Source organism: Gordonia sp. LMA484 (assembly GCF_058129505.1).
Genome location: NZ_CM176700.1, coordinates 2,806,855 through 2,831,027, shown reverse-complemented (window position 1 = coordinate 2,831,027; position 24,173 = coordinate 2,806,855). Strand labels below are relative to the sequence as shown.

The window sequence follows — 24,173 nt, the reverse complement described above, 5'->3', positions numbered from 1 at the left end:
GCGGCCCGGTACCGGGCCCCGGGCCGGGCCCACCGTTCACACCCGGCGCATCACCGTGACGACCTTACCCAGGATGGCGGCGTTGTCGCCGGGGATCGGTTCGAACATCGCGTTGTGTGGCATCAGCCAGACGTGACCGTCCTTGCGCTTGAACGTCTTGACGGTTGCCTCGCCGTCGATCATCGCCGCGACGATGTCACCGTTCTCGGCCACGTTCTGCTGTCGCACCACGACCCAATCGCCGTCGCAGATCGCTGCATCGATCATCGATTCGCCGACCACGCGCAGCAGGAAGAGCGACCCGTCGCCGACGAGCTCACGGGGGAGCGGGAAGACGTCCTCGACGGCCTCCTCGGCGAGGATCGGTCCGCCCGCGGCGATGCGTCCGAGTACGGGTACGAAGGTGGGAGTCGGCAGTTCTGAGCCACCGGCCGGTGCGGCCGTGCCGCCCGGCGGCGTGTGCTGCTCGCCGTCCTGGATGTTGACGGCGCGAGGCCGATTGTGATCGCGTTTGAGCAGGCCCTTGCGCTCCAAAGTCCGTAGCTGATGTGCGACGGACGAGGTGGAGGTCAGTCCGACCGCCTCGCCGATCTCGCGGATGCTGGGCGGATATCCACGTTCACGCACCGACGTGCGGATGTACTCCAGCACACCCCGCTGGCGGGCGGTGAGGTTCGCCTCGGCGACCTCGGGATCAACCGTCGTCGCGCCCCCGGTCTCGTCGGTCCCACGGGTGGCGTCACGCCGTCCGCCGGCTTTGTCACTCATCGGTGTCCTCCCTCTCGGCGTCCGTCATGTGGGGGCGCCTGCCCGGTTCCTTTCGGAAACCTGCTGGATGTTGCCTTGCTACAGCGCCGACAGTATCCGAACATCCCGACATGTTCAAACATTTGTTCGACGCGTGTCGAGACATTGTCGGTCTGCCGTGATACTAATCGAACATACGTTCCGTCGAACACGTGATCGACAGTCCGGTCGATCGGGAGCCGAGGAGGACACGATGAGCACTGGGACCCTCACGCGCAGCACACGCACCCCGGACGGGGCGGTGTCCAGGTCTGAACGAACGGAGCCCGTGCGCGCCGAGCGTGTGCGCATCGAGCGCGAGCGCACCGACTCGGCACGCACCGACTCGGCAAGCACCGAGCCGACGCGAAGCGGGCGCACGCGTACCGGCGAGCAGGAGCGGGTCCGTCTCGGCGCGGGCACACGGCCGCGGCGCCAGGCGCATCACGAACCCGTCCGCCCGGCCGACCGACGGCCGGCTCGCCCGGCCGTCGGACAGTTACCTCGGGCTGCGGGGACCCGGTGCGCTGTGTCGACGGCCGAATCACGCCTGCACGCACGCCGGAGGGCCACGGCACTGGCGGTACTCGTGGGCTGTGGGCTCGCGGTTCTGGTGTGGGTGGTCACAATCGTGGGCTCCAACTATGCGGCGTCCGTGCAGCCGTCGCCAGTCGGCACCGAGATCGTCCATGTCCGACAGGGCGACTCGCTGAGCACGATCGCCGATCGGATCGCGCCCGATGTGCCCAGGCAGGCGGTCATCGACCAGATCGTCGAGCGCAACGACCTGTCCGGGTCGGGTCTCCGGGTCGGGCAGGCACTGGTCGCACCCGCATACGGCTGAGCGCAGGCGGTACTCTCATGTCACAGGTTCCAGCCGGAAACCGGCACGGCGTAGCGGGCATCCGGTGCGCCGGAGTGTCCCGAGACGTGCGTGAGGACGACATGCGCTGCCCGTTTTGCAAGAACGAAGACACCAAGGTCATCGACTCGCGTGTCGCCGACGAGGGGCAGGCGATCCGAAGGCGTCGTTCGTGTGCGGAGTGCGGTCGGCGGTTCTCGACGGTGGAGAGCGCCGTGCTGTCGGTGGTGAAACGCAACGGCGTGACCGAGCCGTTCAGTCGCGAGAAGGTGATGCGCGGAGTGCGTCGCGCCTGTCAAGGGCGTGACGTCGCCGAGGATGCCCTGGCTCAGCTCGCACAGCAGGTGGAGGACGCTGTCCGGGCATCCGGCTCGGCCGAGATACCCAGCAATGAGGTGGGCCTGGCCATCCTTCGTCCGCTTCGCGACCTCGACGAGGTCGCCTATCTGCGGTTCGCGTCGGTTTACCGGTCATTTGACTCGTTGGAGGATTTCCAGCGTGAGATCGATGACCTGCAAGGCAATCTCACGCATCGTAAACCGGTGGATGCCGCGGGGTCTGCGCTCACCGATTGACCGGACCGGTGTCGACGCCGATGGTCAGGTGAAGGCGTCGAGTGCACGTATGGCGCGCTTCTCCGAGATCGGGTATGCGGTTCCGAGTCGCTGCGCGAACAGGCCCACCCGCAGTTCCTCGATCAGCCAGTGGGCGAATTCGTCCAGTGCAGCGCGTCGTCCCTCGGGAAGCCGCGCGCCGCGTTGATTCCAGTGGCTCACGACGCGATCGACCGTGGCGATGCCGTCATGGTCCCGATGAGCAGACGCGGGTAGATCGGTCAGTCGACGAGTTGCCGCCTCGAGGTATCTGGGGACGTGGGTCAGGTGGTCGCGAGGGGTTGCGGCGATGAATCCGTCGAAGACCAGGTTCTCGAGTTGTTCGGCGACGTCATCGGCGGCGACCGACCCGCTCAGCCGATCGAGCTGGGCACGCAACGGGGCGACGTGACGCAGAACGTCGATGGCCAGTGTGAAATATTCTGGGGCGGCACCGATGACGTCGCTTCGCAGCCCGGTGCACAGTTGCTCGAACTGTTCCGGAGTTCGGATTCTGGTGAGATCTCGGTCCGCGGCGAGGTCGCGGACCGCGCGCCGGGTGCAGTCGGCCACCAGATCGTCCGGCTTGCGATACGGGCTCTGGCTCAGGGTGAGTCGTCCCGCGGCGTCGAGAGTCCCGGTGATCTTGCGGGAAAGACGCGGCATCGCTGCATCGAGCAAAACGATGACGGCGTCGTGATGACGCTGGTCGCGCTGGGCCGCGGTCGGGCTCTCGACGCCGGTCACGCCGACGGCGTGCCCGTTGTCGTCGCGCACCACGTCCAATCCTGGATATCGCGTGATGGATTGACCGGCAACCACTTTCGTCTCGCTGTCCGCGAGGTTGCCGATCCCTTCGGCGCTCCATGTGGTGACGGCCGTCCGTGGCGCCGGGGTGTCGTCCCGATCGGCGAACTGTTTCTTCAGGTCGGCGAGCGACTTACCACCGGCGATCGTGGCGCCGGTCCGGTCGACGACGGCGAAGTTCATGGTGAGGTGGGCAGGTATGCGCTCGGGCGCGAAATCCCCGGGCGACACGGTCATCGAGGTGATCGATGTGAGCTCGCGGGCCAGCCCGGCGATGAGCGGCTCGGCGCGCGGTGTGAGTCGTGAGAGCGCCAGATCCGCGAAACGCTGGGCGGGCGCCATCGATTTGCGCTGCGCTTTCGGCAGTGATTTCACGAGTTCGGTGGCGAGTTCGCTGCGCAGGCCCGGCACCGACCAGTCGAAGCCCGCTGCCCGGACATGGTCGAGCAACGGTAGCGGGATCACCACGGTGACACCGTCATCGGGCGCGCCGGGCTCGAATCGGTATCGGAGTTCCAGGCGCGTCTCGCCCTGCTGCCAGGCTCCGGGGAAGTCGGTGTCGGCGACCGCGACGTCGACCGCCACATCTTCTGGACGCAGGTCGAGGAGGTCGGGGTGTTCGCGTCTCGTCTGCTTCCACCAGGTGTCGAAGTGTCGCGCCGACACCACATCGGGACCGACCCGCGCATCGTAGAACTCGAACAACTGCTGTTCGCTGATCACCACATCCCGGCGACGGGCGCGGTGCTCGACGTCGGCTGCGGCGTCGAGCAGTTCCCGATTGCGCTGAAAGAAGGCATGATCGGTGCGCCATTCGCCTTCCACGAGGGCGTGGCGGATGAACATCTCCCGTGAGGTCGCCGGGTCGATGCGTCCGAAAGGTACCCGGCGCTGCGCGACGAGGGTGACGCCGTAGAGCGTGACGCGTTCGTAGGCCATCGCGGAGCCGCGTTTGGACGACCAGTGCGGCTCACTGTACGACCGTCGGGCGAGGTCGCCGGCGAGTTTCTCCACCCAAAGGGGATCGATCCCGGCGACAGTGTGCGCGAAGAGTCGCGATGTCTCGACGAGTTCGGCGGCCATGATGAACGGTGGCGGCTTCCGGGACAGCGACGATCCCGGGAAGATCGCCAGGGTGGTGTTCCGTGCGCCGAGATAGTCCCGTGAATCCCCTTGGCGCGCCGCGATGTTGCCGAGCAGGCCGGAGAGGATCGCCCGGTGGATGGCGTCGCCGTCGCGGCTGGTGGTGGCGGTGGTCCAGTCCAGGTCGGACACGATCCGGGACAGCTGCCGGTGCAGTTCCTGCCATTCGCGGATCCGCAGGAAATGCAGGAACTCGCGTTCGCAGAGCCGGCGGAACTGATTGCCCGACAGTTCGCGGCGCCGGTCAGCGAGATAGTTCCAGAGCTCCAGATAGGCGAGGAACTCTGAGCCGGGGACCGCGAAGCGGCGGTGTGCTGCGTCGGCCGCCTCACGGTGCTCGCCGGGGCGCTCCCGAACATCGGGGATCGACAGCGCGGCGGCGATCACCAGCATGTGGTCGAGGCAGCCGTCCTCGTGTGCGGCGATCAGCATCCGCGCGAGGCGCGGATCGACGGGGATACGGGCCATCTGCCGGCCGACCGGTGTCAGGACCGGTTCGTGGTCGTCTCGCGTGGTCTCGCGGATCGCGCCGAGTTCGGCGAGGACTGCCATACCGTCGCGGATCGCACGCGCGTCGGGTGGTTGCACAAACGGGAACTCGGACACGTCGCCGAGGCGGAGCGCGGCCATCTGGAGGATGACCGCCGCCAGATTGGTCCGCACGATCTCCGGATCGGTGAACGCCGGACGATTGTCGAAGTCGTCCTGATCGTAGAGACGGATACAGATGCCCGGTGCGACGCGGCCGCAGCGGCCGGCACGCTGACGAGCGCTCGCCTGCGACACCGGCTCGATCGGCAGGCGGTTCACCTTGGACCGCGTCGAGTAGCGCGAGATCCGTGCCGTACCGGTGTCGATGACGTAGCGGATCCCGGGCACGGTCAGGGACGTCTCGGCGACGTTGGTCGCCAACACGATGCGCCGGCCGGACGACGGCGCGAACACCCGTTGCTGATCGGCGATGGACAGCCGGGCGAACAGGGGAACGATCTCCGCGCCGGCCGAGACGCGATGGCGCAATGCGTCCGCGGTCTCGCGGATGTCCCGCTCGGTGGGGAGGAAGACCAGGATGTCCCCGCGGTGTGCCGACCAGAGTTCTCCGACCGCGGAATCGATGGCCTGCGCCTGATCGAGATCACGGTGGTCCGAATCGGGGTCGCGGGCGTCTCCGAATGGGCGATATCGAACCTCGACCGGGTATGCGCGACCGGAGACCTCGAGGATCGGTACCTCGTCGGCGTCGTCGACCGAGGCCGCGAAATGGCGGGCGAACCGGTCCGGTTCGATCGTCGCCGATGTGATGATGACCTTGAGGTCGGGGCGCCGAGGCAGCAGGCGTTTCAGATAGCCCAGGATGAAGTCGATGTTGAGGCTGCGTTCGTGTGCCTCGTCGATGATCAACGTGTCGTAGGCACGGAGCAGCGGGTCGGTGCCGATCTCGCGCAGCAGGATGCCGTCGGTCATCACCTTGACCAGCGTGTCCGCACCCGAGCGGTCGGTGAACCGCACCGAGAACCCGATCGCGTCGCCGATCTCGGTGGCGGTCTCGTCGGCGATCCGGCGGGCGACCGAACTCGCGGCGATCCTGCGCGGCTGGGTATGGCCGATGGCGCCGTGAATTCCGCGGCCGAGTTCCAGGCAGATCTTGGGTAGCTGGGTCGTCTTGCCCGACCCGGTCTCGCCGGCGATCACCACCACCTGGTGCTCGCTGATCGCGGCGGCGATCTCGTCCCGCGCCGCCGACACCGGCAGGTCCGGCGGATACTCGATGACCGGTACCGCGGCGCGTCGGCGGTGCACCCGGGCCTGCGCCGCCGCCACGTCCGCAGCCAGCCGGTCCCACGTCGACCGTTTCGGTGATCGCCCGAGTTTGTCGAGCCGGCGACGCAGACGATGGGCGTCGACGATGGTCAGGTCGTCGAGTACGTCGGCCAATTCGCGGCGTTCGTCGGTGGTCGGTGCGGACATGATGTGTCCAGAGTATTGGGTCCTCGTCGGTGACCCGCCGCACATCCGGGTCGGCGGCCCGGCACCTGGGTCCGGCGGTGCCGCGCACACCCGGCATGATTGGGGAATGGCAGGTTCACTGTGGCACGGCTTCGCCGATATGGGGTCGGTCTCCACGAATGGTCCGTTCGTGGTGACCCGAGGACAAGGGACACGGATCTACGACGCGCAGGGGCGTGAGTATCTCGACGCGACCGCGGGCCTGTGGTTCACCAACATCGGCCACGGCCGCACCGAGGTTGCGCAGGCTGTCGCCGACCAACTGGGGAAGCTGGCCCATTACTCGGGCTTCGGTGATTTCACCGCCGACGTCACCATGGAGCTGGCCGAACGCCTCGCCGCGATCGCGCCGGTACCGGACAGCAAGATCTTCTTCACCTCGGGCGGCAGCGATTCGGTGGACACCGCGGCCAAGCTCGCGCGCCGTTACTGGCACGAGATGGGCAAGCCGGACAAGAACATCATCGTCGGTCGGACCAAGGCCTATCACGGCATGCATGTCGCCGGGACCGCACTGGCGGGCATCCCGGTGAATCGTGAGGGCTACGGCGAACTCATGCCGGACGCCGAGTCGGTGGAATGGGACAACGCCAAGAGTCTGCTCGGATTGATCGAGCGTGTCGGGGCCGATCGGATCGCGGCATTCTTCTGTGAACCGATCATCGGGGCCGGCGGTATCTATCTTCCGCCCGAGGGCTATCTGGCCGAGGTCCGCCAGATCTGCCGCGACCACGACGTCCTGTTCGTCGCGGACGAGGTCGTCACCGGCTTCGGCCGCATCGGGGGGCAATCGTGGTTCGCCTCCACCCGATTCGACCTCGCACCGGACATGATGACCACCGCGAAGGGGCTGACGTCCGGCTATGTTCCGATGGGAGCGGTCTTCATCGCACCGCGGATCGCCGAGCCGTTCTTCGCCGGCGGTGTCTGGTGGCGGCACGGCTACACCTATGGCGGACACGCCGGTGCTGCCGCGGCGGCCATGGCCAATCTCGACATCATCGAGGCGGAAGGTCTGCTGGGTGCGGCGAGTCGCCTGGAAACCGATCTGGCCCAGGCACTTTCTCCGCTTGCCGAGCTCGACTCGGTCGCCGAGGTCCGGACGGGGCTCGGCGCGGTCAGTGCAGTCCAGCTGGCCGACCCTGCGCAGGCACTGCCGATGATCGGCAAGCTCAGAGAGCACGGCGTGAGCGGACGGGCGGCCGGGCAGGGTGCGCTGCAGATCTCGCCCGCGTTCGTGATGACCACCGACGAGGTCTGCGAGCTCGCCGACCGCATGCGTGCCGCGCTGAGCTGATACCGGCCGGCGGGAGAAGACCTATCGCGCCCCGGCCGGGATCGTCGGCCGGGGCGCGATAGGTCGTCAGGTCGTGGCTCGGGTGTCAGACCGCGCTGAGCACCTCGGTGGTGGCGATCGCCTGGGCGACGCCGGCGACGATCGAGGCGACCTTGAGTGCCTCGAAGATCGCTTCCCGGTCGACGCCCGCCTCACGCAGGGTGTTCTCGTGTGCGCCGACGCAATGCTCGCAGCCGTTGATCGATGACACGGCGAACGACCACAACTCGAACAAGGCCTTGTCCACGCCGGGATTACCGATGATGTTCATCCGCAGACCCGGACGCAGGTCATCGTACTTACCGCCGAGGAAACCGCGGCCACGGTAGAAGACGTTGTTCATACCCATGATCGACGCGGCGCCGAGCGCGGCGTTGTAGGCCTCGGCCGACAGGGTGTCGGCGGCCTCGTCGGCGATCTCCGAGAGCACCTTGGCATTTCGGGTGGCCGCCGCTGTCGACAGCAGGGTGCCCCAGAGCTGCTCCTCGGTGAGAGCGGTGGTCCGGGTCATCGAGCCGAGGTTCAGCTTGAGGTCCTTGGCGTACTCCGGGAGGGCTTCCTTCAGGTTGTCGATGCTCATTCGAATTCCTCTCAGACGCTCGCGGTCAGCAGTTCACCGGCGTCGATCGTCGGGTCGCCCTTTTTCCAGTTGCAGGCGCACAACTCGTCGGACTGCAGAGCGTCGAGGACGCGAAGGACCTCGTCGACGTTGCGACCCACCGAGCCGGCGGTCACCGAGACGAACTGGATCTCATTGTTCGGGTCCACGATGAAGGTCGCCCGATCGGCGACCCCGTCGGCATTGAGAACCCCTGCGGCGGAAGCGAGTTCACGCTTCAGGTCGCTCAGCATGGGGAACGGGAGGGTTTTGAGGTCCTCGTGCTGAGCGCGCCACTGGAAGTGGACGAATTCGTTGTCGACCGAGGCGCCGAGGACCTGTGCGTCACGATCGGCGAACTCGTCGTTGAGCTTGCCGAACGCCGCGATCTCCGTCGGGCAGACGAAGGTGAAGTCCTTCGGCCAGAAGAAGATGATCCGCCATTTGCCCGGGTTGTCCTCGCTGGTGACGGTGGTGAAGTAGTCGTCGGGCTGCTGGGCGTCGACCTTGGACAGGTCTCCGCCGATGACAGCGGTGAGGTTGTATGCGGGGAACTGATCGCCGATTGTCAGCAGGGCCATGTTCGTATCGCTCCTTGGTCTGGGATCTTCGATTGCCACGTCATGTGCGCGAAAGGACTTCGTCGTCAGACATGCACCATCGTGCCGGAATCTCGGCGAAAGCGAAACGTGATGATACGCACTATATTGATAGCCATGGCCAATAAAAGTCATCAGCCGTCGGTGACGGCGCTACGCGCCTTTGTCGCCATCGCCCATCGTCGCCATTTCGGTTCTGCCGCAGATGATCTGGGAATCAGCCAACCCACGCTGTCGCAGGCGCTGGTAGGCCTCGAGTCCGGACTCGGTGTGCAGTTGGTGGAACGCACGACTCGGCGTGTCTTCTTGACGCCCGAGGGTGAGCGCCTCCTGCCGAGGGCGATTGCGGTGATCGACGCCGTCGACGAGCTCCTCGCCGAGGCGGTGGGCAACGGAGATCCGTTGGCGGGGCCGGTGCGGTTGGGTCTGATTCCCACTGTGGCCCCGTACATTCTGCCCACGGTCCTGCGCGGGGTGGACGAACTGCTGCCGTCGCTTCGGCTCCAGGTGGTCGAGGATCAGACCTCGCGCCTGCTGCGGCAGGTGCGAGAGGGATCACTCGACGTCGCGATCATGGCGTTGCCCACCAACGAGCGGGGATTGACCGAGGTGCCCATGTACTCAGAGGATTTCGTGCTCGCGCTCCCGCCGGGCCATCCGCTCGCGGGTCGAAAGCGAGTCGATCCGGCCTGGCTGGCCGACCTGCCGCTGCTGCTGCTCGACGAAGGGCACTGTCTACGCGATCAGGCGCTGGAGGTGTGCCGGCTGGCCGGAGTTCGTCCCGAGGTGGGTCAGACGCGCGCCGCATCGCTCGCGACGGCCGTGCAGTGCGTGGAGGGCGGACTGGGAGTGACGCTGATCCCGCAGACCGCGGTGGACACCGAAGCCGGCCGCGGCAATCTGGCCACCGCCACATTCGCGCGTCCGCGACCGGGACGTCGTGTCGGGATGGTCTTCCGTGAGTCCGCCGGTCGCGCCGAGGCGTACCGCACGCTGGCCGAGACCATCGGCGACCTCATCGTCGCAACCGGTGACGTCACCAGGGCGGCCTGAGTTGCGCCGAGAGAACCCCGGATCGCGCCGACAGAACCCCGGATTGCGCCGACAGAACCCCGGATCGCGCCGACAGAACCCGACCTGGCGCGGACCGAGCCGGGCCAGACGCGTGCCGCATGCCACGTGCCCGATGGTCGCCGCTGAATCAAGCGCCGCAGCCGAATCGCGGTTTCCCTCCACAGCTGCCGGGGTTCTCTCGGCGCGAAACGGGGTTCTGTCGGTGTCAGTCGCGGGGTTCGAGGACGAACACCGGGATGACCCGGTCGGTCTTCGTCTGATACTCGGCGTAGTCGGGCCATGCCTCGACAGACCGGTTCCACCAGAGTCGGTACTCGTCGCCGGTCACCTCGCGCGCGTCGTAGTCTCCCACGTGCTCACCGTCGCGGAGCTCGACGTGCGGGTTCTCGACCAGGTTCCAATACCAGACGGGATGCTTGGGTGCGCCACCGAGAGACGCGACGACGGCATAGACGCCGTCATGCTCGACGCGCATCAGCGGGGTCTTGCGGAGCTTGCCGGATTTGCGCCCCACCGAGGTGAGGATCACCACCGGCTTGCCCTTCATGGTGGTCGCGGCGGTGCCGTTCGACGCCTCGTATTCCTGGACCTGCTTGGTGGCCCAATCGGACGGACTCGGTTCGTATTCTCCGGTGAGTGGCATGCCCTGTCCAACGGCGCCCGCGGATACGACTATTCCGCGGCCGAGTGACTCAGCTGTTCCCATTCGTCGACGAGGCTGGAGTCGATCTCGCGGACCATGGTGCCCACCCGTTCGGTGATGTCCACCACCTCGGGCGTGCTGACGGCGTTGGGGAGTCCTTGTCGCAGAACCCGGTAGCAATCCGACAGGTAACGCAGGACCACGCCCTCGCTGCGTGCCAGCCCGTACGCGGAGATCAGCTCGTTGAAGGTCATCGACCGTTCCAGCATCTCGCGCAGCACCGACTTCGGGGAGGGTGGATAGGAACCGACCCAGGGGTGTCCGCGCCGATACACGCCGAAGGCGAAGTCGATCTCGTCGGCCAGCGGTCGCGGCCAGGTGATCTCCTCGAGGCGCGCCATCCGCTCCTCGTACTCGATGCCGTCGAGTTTCATCTCCGCGATGGCGGCATCCCGGGCGGCCTTGCGCTGGGCGAAAAGCAGTGGCCGTGGATCCTCCAGGGTCGATTCCAGGATGGAGACCACGTCGAGTGCATACGACGACGACGCGGGGTCGAGGATCTCGAAGGCGGCGATCGCGAAGGACGACAGCGGGTTGGTCAGCGCGAAGTTCTCCGGCATATCCACCGACAGGGCGACATTGCGACCGTGGTCGTCCGGGGCGTCGAGTTGCACGACGATTCCTGATTCCCGCAGACCGCGGTAGAGCTCGATGGTGTGCCGGATGTGCCGGAGCTGCCGATTGCGCGGTTCGTGGTTGTCCTCGAGAAGATGGCGGATCGCGGCAAAGCAGTCGCCCGGCCGTGACAGCACCTCCATGAGGACCGCGGTGGTCATCCGGAAATGCGAGCGCAGCGGCTCGTCGGGTGCGTCCACGAGTTGGGTGAACGTCTTCTCACCCCACGACACAAACCCTTCCGGCGGCTTCTTGCGCACGAGCTTGCGGAGCTTCTTCGCGTCGTCACCCGCCTTCGCGACCGCTCGTGCGTTCTCGACGTCGTGCTCCGGCGCCTGTACGACGACGTAGCCGACGGTGTCGAATCCGGCACGTCCCGCTCTTCCGGCGATCTGGTGGAACTCCCGGGCGCGCAGTCGACGGACCCGGGTGCCGTCGTATTTGCTCAAGCCGGCGAACAGGACCGTGCGAATGGGCACGTTGATACCGACGCCGAGGGTGTCGGTGCCCGCGATCACCTTCAACAGACCCTGCTGTGCGAGCCGCTCCACGAGGCGCCGATAGCGGGGAAGCATGCCGGCGTGGTGGACGCCGATCCCGGCCCGCAGCAGCTTCGACAGGGTGGAGCCGAAACCGGTCTGGAAGCGGAAATCGCCGATGGCGTCTGCGATCGCGGCCCGTTCGGCCTTGTCCGCGATCTTGACCGACATCAAGGCCTGCGCCCGCTCGACCGCGGCCGCCTGGGTGAAATGCACCACATAGATCGGTGCACGCCCGACGGCGACCAACTCCTCGATCGTCTCGTGGATCGGCGTCATCGCGTAGCTGTGTTCGAGCGGAACGGGACGCTGGGTCCCGGTCACCGCGACCGTGAGCCGGTCGGTGCGGCGCCGCAGATCGTCGACGAAGAACGTGGTGTCACCGAGCGTGGCGGACATGAGCAGGAACTGGGTGTGCGGCAACTCGATCAGGGGCACCTGCCAGGCCCAGCCGCGGTCGGGTTCGCCGTAGAAGTGGAACTCGTCGGCGATGAGGGTGCCGATGTCGCTGAGCGCGCCGTCGCGCAGAGCGAGGTTCGCGACGATCTCGGCCGTGGCGCAGATGATCGGGGCATCGGCATTGACGGCCGCGTCGCCGGTGAGCAGCCCGACCGACTCGGCGCCGAACGTCGCGCACAATTCGAAGAACTTCTCGCTGACCAGTGCCTTGATGGGGGCGGTGTAGTACGCCCGTTCACCTCGGCAGCGCGCGAAATAGATGGCACCGGCCGCCACCAGGGACTTTCCCGACCCGGTCGGGGTCGCCAAGATCACGTTGTTGCCGGCGATGAGTTCCAGGAGAGACTCCTCCTGATGCGGGTACAGCTCGATACCACGCTCATTCCACCAGGTGGTGAAGTTCTCGAAGGCGGTGTCCTCATCGGCGACCGGCGCCAGGTGAGCCGCGACGGTGTCGCTCAGATCGGCGATGGGGGACCGCCTGCATCCTCGTCGCCGTCCTCGCGGACCTGTTCGGCGAGGAACCGCTCGAGTTCGGCGCCGAGTTCGTCGCCGGTGGGCAGATCGGCCTCGGCGGCCAGCAGCGACGCCCGCTCGGCCTGTGCCTCGGTGAACGTGTCGTACTGGCTCTCGAGCGCCGCCACCACGGACTCGATCTCGGCGTTGCCGGAGACCTCCTTGTCGACCTGCTCACGGACCTTGGCCGCGGCGTTCTCCAACGCGGCGACCGGTATCGCCAGCCCGGTCAGCTCACCCACCGCGCCCAGCAACCGTGCCGACGCCGCCGGATAGTCGGTCTGGGAAAGGTAGTGCGGCACATGGACGGACAAGCCGGCGGCACGATAGTCATGCTCGCTCATCCGCAGTTCCAGCAGCATCGAGGCGCTGGCGGGCAACTTCATCGCCGAGCCCCACCGGGGCAGGTCGCCGAGCCGGTCGGGGTCGCTGCCGTGCGCGGTGATCGACGCCGGGCGGGTGTGCGGCACGGCCATCGGGATCGAGTTGAGGCCGATGACATCGGTGACCCCGAAACGCTCGACGAGCCGGCGCACGGCCTCCACGAACTGTTCCCAACGCAGGTCCGGTTCCGCACCGGCGAGCAGCAGGAACGGCCGACCCGCCGTGTCACGGATCGCATGCATGGTCAGCGTGGGCATCTCGACGTCGGTGAACTTGTTCCCGTCGAAGCTGACGGTCGGCCGACGCGACCGGTAGTCGATCAGTTCATCGGTGGCGAACGTCGCGACGAGTTCGGAGTCGAGTGCGTCGCGCAGGTGGCGAGCCGCCAGCGAGACGGCGTGGCCGGCGTCGGCGAATCCGTCGAGTGCATGGAGCAGCACCGGGCCGGTGCCCTCGTCGTTCGAGACCTGCGGTGCAGGAAACTCCAACGAGTACAGCGCGCTGTGCTCAGCGGACTGGTCGTCCATGAGTCGTGCCTCCTCGTGTCGTGTATGTCGATTCTCTCGCATCTATGGCATGCAGGGCCAATTTCGGTAGGCGATGCGGCTTTCACCCGGCACAACAACCTGGCGGCGGTGTCGATTCCCCGTCGTCGACGCAGCGATCGACGTAGCGGGGGATCGGCGGACGCGGGGTGTCGGCGGGTCGCCTCGGCGCCATCGGTGGCACAGTAGTGCGTTGTGACCGGATCAGTATGCCGTGGGGTGGGGTTGGTGCTGAGCTCTGCGCTCGTGTTCGCGGTGTCGCTCCTGACGCTCGGATGCTCGGTCGACGGGCAGGCGGAGGCCGGTGGCGGTGATCTGTCGTCCCGGGCGGTCGCTCCGTCGGAGTTCCCGACCGGAACGGCGACCCGGGTCCCAGAGCCGGCGGTACCCGCGGCACTCGCAGACCTGACCGGCCGACCACTACACGGTGTCGTGAGCCCGGCGGAGTGCACTCCCACCGCGGTACCGTCGGCCGGCGCCGTCATCCTGGTCGGGCCGGATCCGTCCGACTCAGCGGCCACCTTCACCTCTGCGGTGGTCCACGCGGACGACGAACTCGACGATGTCACCGACCTGGCACGTCGTTGCCCGCACGTGACCTCGGGGTCTGCACCGACCGCGACGTCGGCGGTGTCCACCCAGGTGATCCCGCCGCCGCAGCAGGGATCGGTGACGACGGCCGCGCTGCGCCGACAGTCGTCGACGGGTGGGACGGGCCCGTCGGCGCTGACGACGGGCACCACGACGCTGATGGCCCAACGTGGCGGGGTGCGGGTGATCGTCGAGTACCGCCATCAGGGCGCCGGCGCGATGTCTGCCACTGCCGCCGTACATCTGAACGCACTGTTCGAGTCGGCGGTCGAGTCGGCGTTCGGCTGACCACGAGTCGGGTCGGGCGCACCGTCGGACTCGTTCGGTCCCGACATCGGCCCAGCGTGTTCTGTGGATGCTGTGCCAACTGGGGACAACCCGTGCCCGTAACCGCCGAATCGGTCGCGGGAGCGGCGGCGGGGGAGGGCCGGGGTTCCAGGATGTCGGCATGTCTGCATCCCACCGCACCCGTTCCCTGTCCCAGTCCGCACTGCTGACCGCTGTGCCGGGCCTCCTCGGCTTCGTCCCGGATCACTCGCTGATCGTGCTCGCATTCGGCGACGATCCGCGGGTGGTACAGACGGCCATGCGGCATGACCTGGTCCTCGACGACGCCGGTGAACTGGTGGCTGCGCTGAGGGGCGTGCTGACCGGACTTGCCGACGTGTGTGTCCGCAATGACGTTCAGGCGGTCATCCTGGTGATCGCCGACGACCGCTATCCGGTGGGTGACGAGCGTTACCGGCGAATCTGCACCGTCGCGGACGGTCTGTTCTCGACGGTGGGTGGCGTGGCGGCCGGTTTCGTCGTCGGCGAGTTCGTCGAGGGCGCTCGCTGGCAGCGCGTCTGGGACCCGCGGCCATCGGCGCGCGCGAGGGAGCGGGGTCGGCGTGCGGTGGCCCCGATCGCCCCGTCGGCCTCGACTCGCGGCCGTATCGGCGATCCCCACGCCAGCCCGACGGCATTGGCCAAGGCGCTGCAGACCGGGCGGCGGGTGCTCGGGCAGCGTTCGGACATGGCGGCGATGCTGACACCCCTCCCGCACTGTGTGGGGCCGCATGCGGTCGTGTCGGACCCACCCGGCGCGCAGGAGACGGTTCTCGACGACGGCGTACTGCTGCGGCGGGTCATCGGGCAGATCATCGCCCAGGGCCCACCGGGCCGGTCCGCCGAACCGGCGACGCTCGACTGCCCGACGGTCAGCATGCTCGGTGTGGCACTCACCCGCATCCCGGTTCGTGACGCCGCACTGGCCTTCGCGGTCACCGATCTGCGACACGCGGCGGAGGCGTTGTGGCGTGAGCTCACGCGGCGGCTGACCGGCTCGCAGCGTGCGAGTGCGGCGACGATGCTGGCGCATCTGCACTACCTCAACGGGGAGGGCGGGTACGCCGGTGTCGCACTCGACTGCGCGCTCGCCGCCGACCCGCACTGGTCGTTGGCGAACCTGCTCGACCAGGCGCTGCAGGGTGGCATCCCACCACATCTGCTGCACCAGACGATCGCCGACAGTTACGACGTGGCAAGCACTCTGGGGGTGCCGCTACCGGCTCCGAGCACCGATCGCGAGGTGGGGTGATCCGCCCTCAGACCTTTTCCACGAACACCGAATGGGCCATGTCCCCGGTCAGTTCGAGACCGTCGTGGCCGGGAGAGTTCACCAGCGCCTTACCGGGGCTGACCGTCACCGTCACACGGGCGTTGGGCACCACACCGGCCTCGCGGAGCTCACTGATCAGGCCTGTATCGGCCTGGGCGTGCTCGGACAGCCGCCGGATGATGACCACCAGCGGATCCCCCTGGGGAAGATCGGACAAACGGGTGGCGCCGTCGGTCAGCGGGGCCTGCGAGGCGCCGAGCTGATCGAGCCCGGGGATGGGGTTGCCGTACGGCGAGGTGGTGGGATTGTCGAGAACCGCCAACAGGCGTCGCTCGACGTTCTCACTCATCACGTGCTCCCAGCGACAGGCCTCCTCGTGGACCTGGTCCCACGGCATGCCGATGACGTCCACCAGCAGCCGTTCGGCCAGCCGATGCTTGCGCATGACCGCCACCGCCAGTTCACGGCCCTTCTCGGTCAGCTCCAGGTGTCGGTCGCCGGCCACGTGGAGCAGGCCGTCGCGTTCCATGCGCGCCACCGTCTGCGACACCGTCGGACCACTCTGCTCCAACCGCTCGGCAATACGTGCGCGCAACGGGACGATGCCCTCTTCTTCGAGATCGTAGATCGTCCGCAAGTACATCTCGGTGGTGTCAACAAGATCGTTCACGGTGCGCAGTCCCTTCGTCTGAACCAAGGGTACCTTGACCTGGTCGGTCACCACCGTCCCGCGTGTCGCGGCGGACCCGGCCCCCGGGCGGGGTCCGGCGGTGCCGGCGAACCTCATCGGTCGAGGTGTCGAGGCACTAGCCTGAGGACGTGACGCGGAGCACGAGCGACGAAGCGGCGGCGGTTATCTGGAGTGAGGACTTCCTGTCCTACAAGTGGGCGCACACCCACCCGATGAATCCGGTCCGGCTGGCCTTGACCATGACGCTGGCGCAGAGTCTGGGCGTCCTCGAGGGTGTCGACGATCGGCCGCCACTCGACATCGACGACTCGGCGTTGACCGTGGTGCATTCCACCGACTACATCGACGCCGTCCGTGCGGTCGGGTCCGGCACGGCGTCGCTGTCGGGCCCGCTGCTCGAGCGGCTGTTCGGGCTCGGCGACGCGGACAACCCGGTTTTCGACGGCATGCACGAGGCCGCCAGGCTGTTGGTGGGCGGCACACTGGCAGCCGCCCAGGCGGTGGGGTCCGGCGCGGTGCGGCGCGCGGTGAACATCGGTGGCGGGATGCACCATGCGATGAAGGCCAGGGCGGCCGGCTTCTGTATCTACAACGATTGTGCGATCGCCATCCGGTGGCTCCTCGACAACGGATTCGACCGAATCGCCTACGTGGACATCGATGCCCATCACGGCGACGGCGTGCAAGTCGAATTCGCCTCGGACCCAAGGGTTCTGACGGTATCCCTGCATCAACACCCGGCCACGCTGTGGCCGGGGACGGGTTGGCCGACCGAGGTCGGGGACGGTGACGCCGAGGGCACCGCGGTGAATGTCGCACTGATGCCGGACGTTTCCGATCGCCTCTGGTTGCGGGCGTTCCACGCCGTCGTGCCGTCGGTGCTCGAACGGTTCCGGCCACAGATCCTGGTCAGCCAGTGTGGCGTGGACAGCCACCGGGCCGATCCGCTCACCGATCTCGCGCTCACCGTCGACGGTCAGCGGGCGGCCATGCAGGCGATGCGCGGCTTCGCCGACGCGTACTGCGACGGCCGCTGGATCGCGGTCGGTGGCGGGGGATACGGCGTCGTCAATGTGGTGCCCCGCAGTTGGTCGCATCTGCTTGCGGTGGTCCTCGATCGCGACGTCGACGTGGACACGAAGATAGACGACTCCTGGTGTGCCACCGCCGAACAGATCGCGGAGAGCGTGCACTCCGACTATTCGCAGCCGCCGGTCGGCGTGATGGGCGACGGGGGAGACGTCGACTATGTGCCGTGGGACGGCGACACCGGCCAGGACCCGCCGGAGGGGATCAGTGGGGCGGCGCAACGTCAGACCGACCGGGCCATCCTGGCCACCCGTCGAGCGGTATACCCCTTGCACGGCCTTGATCCGGAGGATCCTCGTGACTGAGCAGAATCAGACCGACTCCCTCGCCGACGACCGCGAGCAGCCGAACGGCTCCCCGGCCGATCCGGCGCCGACCGAGCAGCCGCCCCAACGGGATCCCTGGGATTATCCGCGGCACTGGATCGCCGACGTCCTCGCCTCCGACGGCGGCGTGGTGCATCTGCGCCCGATCGTCCCCGACGATGCGGAGCGGGTGGTCCGGTTCCACGCCGGACTCTCCGAACGGACGAGATACATGCGCTACTTCGGTCCGACACCCACCCTCCCGCCGCGCGAGGTGGCCCGCATGACCACCGTCGACTACCAGAAGCGGGTGGCGCTGGTGGCCGTACTGGGTGGCGAGCTCATCGCGATCGGCCTCTATGAAGGTCTCGGCTTCGACGGCAAGCCGGAGTCGGCCGAGGTGGCCTTCGTCGTGGCCGACGACCATCAGGGCCGTGGGCTCGGGCCGATTCTGCTCGAACATCTCGCCGGTGCGGCCGCGGAGAACGGCTTCACCCGGTTCGAGGCGGAGGTCCTCAGTGAGAACCCGAACATGGTCGCGGTGTTCCGTGACGCCGGCTACCAGCTGTCACGCAGTTTCGACGGCAGCACAGTGCATGTCGAGTTCCTGATCGACCCGACCGAGGCGTTGCTGTCGGTACGCAACGGCCGAGAGCGCGCGTCGGAGGCCAGAAGTGTGGCCAATCTGCTTCGGCCGACGTCGGTGGCCGTGATCGGCGCGTCCACCGATCCCAAGAAGGTCGGCAACGCGCTGCTGGCCAACATCATCGCCGGTGGATTCACCGGCCCGGTCTTCCCCGTGAACGGCCCGGGCCCGACCGCCGACGAACTGACCGACGCAGCGGCCGCCACCGCTCCCGCAGGCCCGACGCACCGACGGACCCCGGCGCCGCAGCGACGCGGCCACGCACGGCCGCCGTCGGTGCGGGGTATCCGTGCCTACCCGACGGTCCGCGACATCCCGGACCCGGTCGATCTCGCCGTCGTCGCGGTCCCGGCGGCCACCGTCGACGAGGTACTGGACGACTGCCTGGTCAAAGGGGTCCGCACCCTGGTGGTGGTGTCGTCCGGGTTCGGGGAGAGCGGAGAGGCCGGGCTCGAGAGTGAGCGGCGGCTCGTCGAGCAGGTGCGCGAACACGGCATGCGCCTGGTCGGCCCGAATGCTCTCGGTGTGGCGAACAACGGTCCGGAGGTGGCTCTCAACGCGACGTTGGCGCCACGGATTCCCGCCGCCGGTCGGGTCGGCTTCTTCTGCCAGTCCGGCGCGCTGGGTATCGCGATCCTCGACACCGCCGCCCGCAGGCAGATCGGTTTGTCCACGTTCGTGTCGGCGGGCAATCGTGCCGACGTCTCCGGCAACGATCTCCTGCAGTACTGGGACAGCGACACCGAGACCGATGTGGTCCTGCTCTACCTGGAGAGCTTCGGAAATCCGCGCAAGTTCTCCCGGATCGCGCGCCGGGTGTCGCGGTCGAAGCCGATTGTCGCGGTGAAATCGGGCAAGGGGGCGATGACCGCTGCCCGGGCCGCGCGGACGTCGGCCGCCAATCTCGACGACCAGATCGCGCAGATGGTGCTCGAGCAGGCGGGAGTGATCCAGGTGCACACCATTTCCGAACTGTTCGACTGCGCGACGATCTTCGCCTACCAACCGGTGCCGCGCGGCCCCCGGACCCGGATCATCGGGAACTCTTCGGTACTGGGCAGTCTGGCGGCCGATACGGCCCGGGCCGGCGGCCTCGAGGTCACCGACTCCATCGATCTGGGCGCCGGTGCCACCGAGGACGCGTTCGAATCGGCGGTGACCGAGGCGATGAGCGATCCGGCTGTGGATGCGGTGCTGGTGGTGTTCGTCCCGCCGGTCGCGGTGGACGCCGACTGGCACGCACGCGCGTTGATGGCGGCGGCCAACACTCCCTCGGCCGACGGACCCAAACCGATCGTGACGACCTTCCTGGCCGTCGAGGGTATTCCACCCGGGTTGATGAAACCCGGCCCGAACGGGTTGCCGGAGGCGGGCTCGATCCCGTCCTATGGCAGCCCGGAACGAGCCGCCAACGCGCTGGCACGGGCCTGGCAGTACGCGCGGTGGCGCATGCGTCCCGAATCGGAGATCCATCGTCCCGACGGCACCGATCCGGAAGCGGCGCGGATGTTCGTGCGCGAGACCATGGCCGGTCTCGACGACGATCGGGTCGAGACGACCGGCCACACACTCGGCCCGGTCGACTCGGCGACCCTGCTCGCCTGGTACGGCATCACCGTCGTTCCGTTCCGCGAGGCAGGCACGATGCACGAGGCGTCGGCTGCAGGGCATGACCTCGGGTTCCCGGTGGCGGTGAAGGCGACGTCGGAAACCTGGCGCGGCCGACTCGACCGCGAGGGCGCGCGCCTCGATCTCCCCGATGCGACCGCCGTGGTCACCGCGTTCTCAGAACTCCAGGCGCTGACCGGCGACGACCTGCTGCACGTGCAGAAGATGGCGCCGAAGGGAATCGGCACCATGATCCGGGTGCGCGACGACCCGTCGTTCGGCTCCCTGATCTCGTTCGGATTGTCCGGACGGACCTTCGACCTGCTCAGCGACCACGGGTATCGGGCGATCCCGCTGTCCCCGCTCGACGCCGAGGAACTGATCGACGAACCGCGGTCGGCGCCGCTGCTCGCGGGGTACGCGGGGGAGCCACCGGTGCGCCGGGACGCACTGATCGACCTGCTGCTCCGGATCTCGACGCTCGTCGACGACCTCCCGGAGGTCCGGGAGGTGCACCTCGACCCGATTCTGGCGTCACCTGCCGGTGCCGCTGTGCTCACCGCGGTGATACGCGTCGGTCCGGTGCCCACACGTGCGGACACCGGACCGAGGCGGTTGAGTTAGCGGGGCATCGTCGGCGCCCCGAGCGCGGTTCAGCTGGCGTAGGCGCGGAGCCGTTCGGCGCGCTCGCCCTGACGGAGCTTGCCCATCACCTCGCGCTCGATCTGTCGGACGCGTTCGCGCGAGAGCCCGAACATCCGGCCGATCTGGTCCAGGGTGCGGGGCTGGCCGTCGTCGAGGCCGTAGCGCATCCGGATCACCTGCTGTTCGCGCTCGTCGAGCGTCGCGAGGACCGAACGGATGTCGGAGTGCAGGAGTCCCGCGATCACCGCGTTCTCGGCCGAGGTGGCCTCGGCATCCTCGATGAAGTCGCCCAGCGGTGCCTCTTCGTCGCTGCCCACGGGCATGTCCAGGCTCACCGGGTCCCGGCTGTGGTCGAGGAGATCGGCGATCTTCTCGGCCGGAATCCCGGATTCGTTGGCCAGCTCGTCGTCGGTGGCCTCGCGGCCGAGCTGCTGATGCAGCTCACGCTTGATCCGGGCCAGCTTGTTGACCTGCTCCACGAGGTGGACGGGCAGACGGATCGTACGGCTCTGATCCGCCATGCCGCGGGTGATCGCCTGCCGGATCCACCAGGTCGCGTAGGTGGAGAACTTGAAGCCCTTGGCATAGTCGAACTTCTCCATCGCACGTATCAGGCCGAGGTTGCCCTCCTGGATGAGATCCAGCAGGGGCATGCCGCGACCCGTGTAGCGCTTGGCGAGCGACACGACCAGGCGGAGATTGGCCTCCAGGAGGTGAGCGCGAGCGGCCTCACCTTCACGCACGATGACCGCGAGGTCGCGCTTGCGCGTCGCGGACAGTCGCTTGCGCGTCTCCAGGACGTGCTTGGCGTAGAGCCCGGCCTCGATCTGTTTGGCCAGTTCGACTTCCTGCTCGGCGTTGAGCAGAGCGGTACGGCCGATGCCGTTGAGATAGACGCGCACCAGGTCGGCAGCCGGGGACTGAGCATCGAGATCCTGCTCCGTCATCGCAGGGCGGATGGTGGCTGTGGCGGGATCGTCGGCGTATCCAGTCGTCGTGGTCGGGCGTGAAACTGTCGAGCGTGACATTCGGCCTCCTGACTTGAGTGCGTTCACCCGGTTCAACGTCGACGGCGGGACGAAAGTTCCCCGGCACCATGACGGCACCGGGGATGTCGAAGGTGCTGACCTGCAGGTTTCGCCGTCGATCCGCCCCGCTACATGAGAAGTTGCTGAGAGTGTTCCTCAGTGGGAATCGCGGTTGCGGTCGGTCCCCGCGTCCGGTGGCGAATCGACGACCTCCGAGTCGACCGATCGGCCCGGTGCGTTCAGCGAGGGCGGGCCGACGACCGAGTGATCGGCGCCGTACTTGTAATGCGGGACCTCACCGCGTTTGCGGGGTGGACGATCATTGGCGATCAGCACCGCGATCCAGGGGATCGGGATGGAGGCGGCCACGATGGCCAGCGCCAACAGACCAGAACCGGTCGAGCTGTAGACGATGCCGGCGATGACGAGCGCCGGGACGCGAAAAGCCATCAGCGTCAAATATTTGCGCACCCGCGCCCGCTGCTGGTCGTCCAGGGCCTGCTGCGCATCGGTGATCAGGAACGCGTCCCCGTCGTGGCCACCGCCGTGACCATGATGGGCCGCCGCGCCTGACGCGCCGGCACCACCGCGCGTCCCGGATCCGTTGCCAGCCATATGTCCCACTGTTCCACTTTCCTGAAGGGAATGCACCGTCGACCCCGTGTCGAGATCGACCTGAGCGCGTTCCGGTGACCCACCGGATCACCGGTGGACATCGGCTGGCCGTCGTCCACCCTTGTGGCGCACAATGGTTCCCATGGGAACGCAGACCATCGATCGCCCGGATCTCGACGAGCGCACCGACGTCGACGAACGGCCGGACGCCGACGCCACCGACCGGGGCGACGACGACCGGCCAAAATTCTTCCATTACGTGAAGAAGGACAAGATTGCCGAGAGTGCCGTGATGGGCAGTCACGTCGTCGCGTTGTGTGGCGAGACATTTCCGGTGACCCGCTCGGCCAAGCCCGGTTCGCCGGTGTGCCCGAAGTGCAAGAAGATCTACCAGCGGATGCGCAAGAGCTGATCGCCGCCGCTCAGGCGGTGGGTTCGTCCTGCGATGATCGCCCGCGCGATGCGTCGGTGGGGCGTGGCCGTCGGATCGGCCCGGTGGACAGTCGATCGGGTAGGGCTTTGAGCTGACCGGTGATGTCCGACGTCTGTGAGGAGACCCAGTCGCGCATCTGCACCGACACGGCGGGCTTGGCCGGCCAGAGCGACTGCACGGCGGCGTTGAACTCGGCGCCCAGCACTATGGCGAAGCCCAGGAAGAACGTGAACAGCAGGAACGCGATCGGCGTCGCCAGAGCGCCGTAGGTGTAGCCGGCACGGGTGATCTCGGTGAGGTAGATCCGGAGGATGTAGCTGGCGACCCAGAAGAAGATGCCGGCGACGACCGCTCCGCCGACCAGTCGGTGCCAGGGCAGCGGATTGGGCAGCGCCAGGTGATACAGCGTGGTCAGCACGAACAACAGCAGAGCGGCGACGAACGGGAAGTACCCGTAGTCGATCAGGTTCGTCACGATCGGATCCCACGAGTCCGGGACGATCTCGTGCAGGTAGTTGGGTCCCAGGGCCACCAACGGCAGTACGAACACCGCCGCGACCAGGAATCCGATGTAGAGGAACAGTGCGAAGAATCTCTGCCACACCGGATTTCGGACCTGGTGCTGGTCGTGCGCACGGACTATCGAGGCGACGAAGCACGAGACCGCCGAGGAACCGGCCCACAGCGATATGAGGAAGCCGGCCGAGATGACGACGACTCGTCCGCGGCCGAGCACATTGTCCAGGGTCGGTTTGATGATCTCACTGACGACGTTCTCGGAGAACGTGTGGTTCGCGAATGCCAGGATGCGCTCGTAGATGACCTCGACCGTGTCCGGCCCGAACCAGCCGGCGACGTAGCCGACGCTGCCGAGCATCCCCAGCAGCAGGGGTGGCAGTGAGAGAGCCTGCCAGAACGCGGCTTGAGCCGCCCATCCGACGATGCCGTCATCCCACGCCTTGACGATCGTGCGCCACACCAGCCGGTGCAGATTGGGCAACACGGGCGGCCCGGCGGTCCGCGGCGGGTCATGCGCCGGGTCGTCGACACCGGGTGCCGCCGCCTCATGGTCGGTGGTGCCGACGCGCTCGGTCTCGGTGGCAGCGGCCGGCGCGGGCGCGGCCGGCCGGGCGCGCTGCGAGGTGAGCGGTGTGGTGGGTTGGGCAGTCGTGGGTAGCGCTCCGTCGATATCGGGTATCGGTGGTGTGCTCGCGGGGCGACGCCGGCCACGCTTGGTCTCGGTCGCCACCGGACGGGGATGTGCGGCACCGGCCGGCGACGGGGCGTCGTCGGTGATCGGTACTGGGTTCCGGTTTCGACTGCTGATTTCTCTAGCATCCCTGATCGCACCGCGAA

Annotated in this window: 20 protein-coding genes; 9 read left to right on the top strand and 11 right to left on the bottom strand. The window is 67.5% G+C overall.

The window, feature by feature from the left end; genetic code table 11:
- Positions 1 to 36: 36 nt before the first annotated feature.
- A complete protein-coding gene (gene lexA, locus AC4AMJ_RS12430; RefSeq protein WP_489894780.1) occupies positions 37 to 768 on the bottom strand; it encodes a transcriptional repressor LexA in 732 nt (243 codons plus the stop codon).
- 232 nt (positions 769 to 1,000) lie between these two features.
- Between lexA and AC4AMJ_RS12425 the strand changes: the two genes are divergently transcribed.
- Together AC4AMJ_RS12425 and nrdR are read left to right on the top strand one after the other, a co-directional pair.
- Positions 1,001 to 1,630 carry a LysM peptidoglycan-binding domain-containing protein gene (locus AC4AMJ_RS12425; protein WP_489918177.1) on the top strand — a complete coding sequence of 210 codons (630 nt, stop codon included), beginning with the start codon at positions 1,001 to 1,003 and terminating at the stop codon, positions 1,628 to 1,630.
- Positions 1,631 to 1,731: 101 nt separating this feature from the next.
- Positions 1,732 to 2,223, top strand: a complete 492-nt coding sequence (nrdR, locus tag AC4AMJ_RS12420; protein ID WP_489900853.1) for a transcriptional regulator NrdR — start codon at positions 1,732 to 1,734, stop codon at positions 2,221 to 2,223.
- Positions 2,224 to 2,247: 24 nt separating this feature from the next.
- Here nrdR and hrpA read toward each other — a convergent pair whose 3' ends face one another.
- Positions 2,248 to 6,159: an ATP-dependent RNA helicase HrpA gene (gene hrpA, locus AC4AMJ_RS12415; protein WP_489894784.1), complete on the bottom strand. Its 3,912-nt coding sequence runs from the start codon at positions 6,157 to 6,159 to the stop codon at positions 2,248 to 2,250.
- Between the two features lie 106 nt (positions 6,160 to 6,265).
- Between hrpA and AC4AMJ_RS12410 the strand changes: the two genes are divergently transcribed.
- On the top strand, positions 6,266 to 7,495 hold the full coding sequence (locus tag AC4AMJ_RS12410; RefSeq protein WP_489918176.1) for an aminotransferase family protein: 1,230 nt from the start codon (positions 6,266 to 6,268) through the stop codon (positions 7,493 to 7,495).
- Between the two features lie 85 nt (positions 7,496 to 7,580).
- Here the strand turns inward: AC4AMJ_RS12410 and AC4AMJ_RS12405 are convergent, their stop codons facing one another.
- Together AC4AMJ_RS12405 and AC4AMJ_RS12400 are read right to left on the bottom strand one after the other, a co-directional pair.
- Complete coding sequence (locus tag AC4AMJ_RS12405) at positions 7,581 to 8,114, bottom strand: alkyl hydroperoxide reductase (protein WP_489894788.1); 534 nt, start codon at positions 8,112 to 8,114, stop codon at positions 7,581 to 7,583.
- A gap of 11 nt (positions 8,115 to 8,125) precedes the next feature.
- A complete protein-coding gene (locus AC4AMJ_RS12400) occupies positions 8,126 to 8,713 on the bottom strand; it encodes a peroxiredoxin (protein ID WP_489918175.1) in 588 nt (195 codons plus the stop codon).
- Between the two features lie 135 nt (positions 8,714 to 8,848).
- Between AC4AMJ_RS12400 and AC4AMJ_RS12395 the strand changes: the two genes are divergently transcribed.
- Positions 8,849 to 9,784, top strand: a complete 936-nt coding sequence (locus tag AC4AMJ_RS12395; RefSeq protein ID WP_489918174.1) for a hydrogen peroxide-inducible genes activator — start codon at positions 8,849 to 8,851, stop codon at positions 9,782 to 9,784.
- A 226-nt stretch (positions 9,785 to 10,010) separates the two neighbouring features.
- Here the strand turns inward: AC4AMJ_RS12395 and AC4AMJ_RS12390 are convergent, their stop codons facing one another.
- From AC4AMJ_RS12390 to AC4AMJ_RS12380, 3 genes are read right to left on the bottom strand one after another with little or no spacing between them, the layout of a single operon-like run.
- Positions 10,011 to 10,448, bottom strand: a complete 438-nt coding sequence (locus AC4AMJ_RS12390; protein ID WP_489918173.1) for a nitroreductase family deazaflavin-dependent oxidoreductase — start codon at positions 10,446 to 10,448, stop codon at positions 10,011 to 10,013.
- A gap of 29 nt (positions 10,449 to 10,477) precedes the next feature.
- Positions 10,478 to 12,583 carry a DEAD/DEAH box helicase gene (locus AC4AMJ_RS12385; RefSeq protein ID WP_489918420.1) on the bottom strand — a complete coding sequence of 702 codons (2,106 nt, stop codon included), beginning with the start codon at positions 12,581 to 12,583 and terminating at the stop codon, positions 10,478 to 10,480.
- Positions 12,580 to 13,548, bottom strand: coding sequence for a PAC2 family protein (locus AC4AMJ_RS12380; RefSeq protein WP_489894795.1), 969 nt, complete (start codon positions 13,546 to 13,548; stop codon positions 12,580 to 12,582). The genes AC4AMJ_RS12385 and AC4AMJ_RS12380 overlap by 4 nt, the downstream gene beginning before the upstream one ends.
- Positions 13,549 to 13,794: 246 nt before the next feature.
- Between AC4AMJ_RS12380 and AC4AMJ_RS12375 the strand changes: the two genes are divergently transcribed.
- Complete coding sequence (locus AC4AMJ_RS12375) at positions 13,795 to 14,445, top strand: hypothetical protein (RefSeq protein ID WP_489918172.1); 651 nt, start codon at positions 13,795 to 13,797, stop codon at positions 14,443 to 14,445.
- A gap of 160 nt (positions 14,446 to 14,605) precedes the next feature.
- Complete coding sequence (locus tag AC4AMJ_RS12370; RefSeq protein ID WP_489918171.1) at positions 14,606 to 15,736, top strand: DUF4192 domain-containing protein; 1,131 nt, start codon at positions 14,606 to 14,608, stop codon at positions 15,734 to 15,736.
- Positions 15,737 to 15,743: 7 nt separating this feature from the next.
- Here the strand turns inward: AC4AMJ_RS12370 and AC4AMJ_RS12365 are convergent, their stop codons facing one another.
- Positions 15,744 to 16,427 carry an iron-dependent transcriptional repressor DtxR gene (locus AC4AMJ_RS12365; protein WP_489894800.1) on the bottom strand — a complete coding sequence of 228 codons (684 nt, stop codon included), beginning with the start codon at positions 16,425 to 16,427 and terminating at the stop codon, positions 15,744 to 15,746.
- A gap of 149 nt (positions 16,428 to 16,576) precedes the next feature.
- On the opposite strand from AC4AMJ_RS12365, the gene AC4AMJ_RS12360 reads away from it, so the two are divergent.
- Positions 16,577 to 17,842 (top strand): acetoin utilization protein AcuC, encoded by a 1,266-nt coding sequence (locus AC4AMJ_RS12360; RefSeq protein ID WP_489918170.1) that lies wholly within the window; start codon positions 16,577 to 16,579, stop codon positions 17,840 to 17,842.
- Positions 17,835 to 20,720, top strand: a complete 2,886-nt coding sequence (locus AC4AMJ_RS12355; protein WP_489918169.1) for a bifunctional acetate--CoA ligase family protein/GNAT family N-acetyltransferase — start codon at positions 17,835 to 17,837, stop codon at positions 20,718 to 20,720. Before AC4AMJ_RS12360 ends, AC4AMJ_RS12355 begins: the two co-directional genes overlap by 8 nt.
- A gap of 29 nt (positions 20,721 to 20,749) precedes the next feature.
- Here the strand turns inward: AC4AMJ_RS12355 and AC4AMJ_RS12350 are convergent, their stop codons facing one another.
- Complete coding sequence (locus AC4AMJ_RS12350; RefSeq protein WP_489894806.1) at positions 20,750 to 21,769, bottom strand: sigma-70 family RNA polymerase sigma factor; 1,020 nt, start codon at positions 21,767 to 21,769, stop codon at positions 20,750 to 20,752.
- A 156-nt stretch (positions 21,770 to 21,925) separates the two neighbouring features.
- Positions 21,926 to 22,384 (bottom strand): DUF3099 domain-containing protein, encoded by a 459-nt coding sequence (locus tag AC4AMJ_RS12345; RefSeq protein WP_489894808.1) that lies wholly within the window; start codon positions 22,382 to 22,384, stop codon positions 21,926 to 21,928.
- A 142-nt stretch (positions 22,385 to 22,526) separates the two neighbouring features.
- On the opposite strand from AC4AMJ_RS12345, the gene AC4AMJ_RS12340 reads away from it, so the two are divergent.
- Positions 22,527 to 22,796 carry a DUF3039 domain-containing protein gene (locus tag AC4AMJ_RS12340; RefSeq protein ID WP_489894810.1) on the top strand — a complete coding sequence of 90 codons (270 nt, stop codon included), beginning with the start codon at positions 22,527 to 22,529 and terminating at the stop codon, positions 22,794 to 22,796.
- A 10-nt stretch (positions 22,797 to 22,806) separates the two neighbouring features.
- Here the strand turns inward: AC4AMJ_RS12340 and AC4AMJ_RS12335 are convergent, their stop codons facing one another.
- Positions 22,807 to 24,006, bottom strand: a complete 1,200-nt coding sequence (locus AC4AMJ_RS12335) for a YihY/virulence factor BrkB family protein (RefSeq protein ID WP_489900856.1) — start codon at positions 24,004 to 24,006, stop codon at positions 22,807 to 22,809.
- Positions 24,007 to 24,173: the final 167 nt, after the last annotated feature.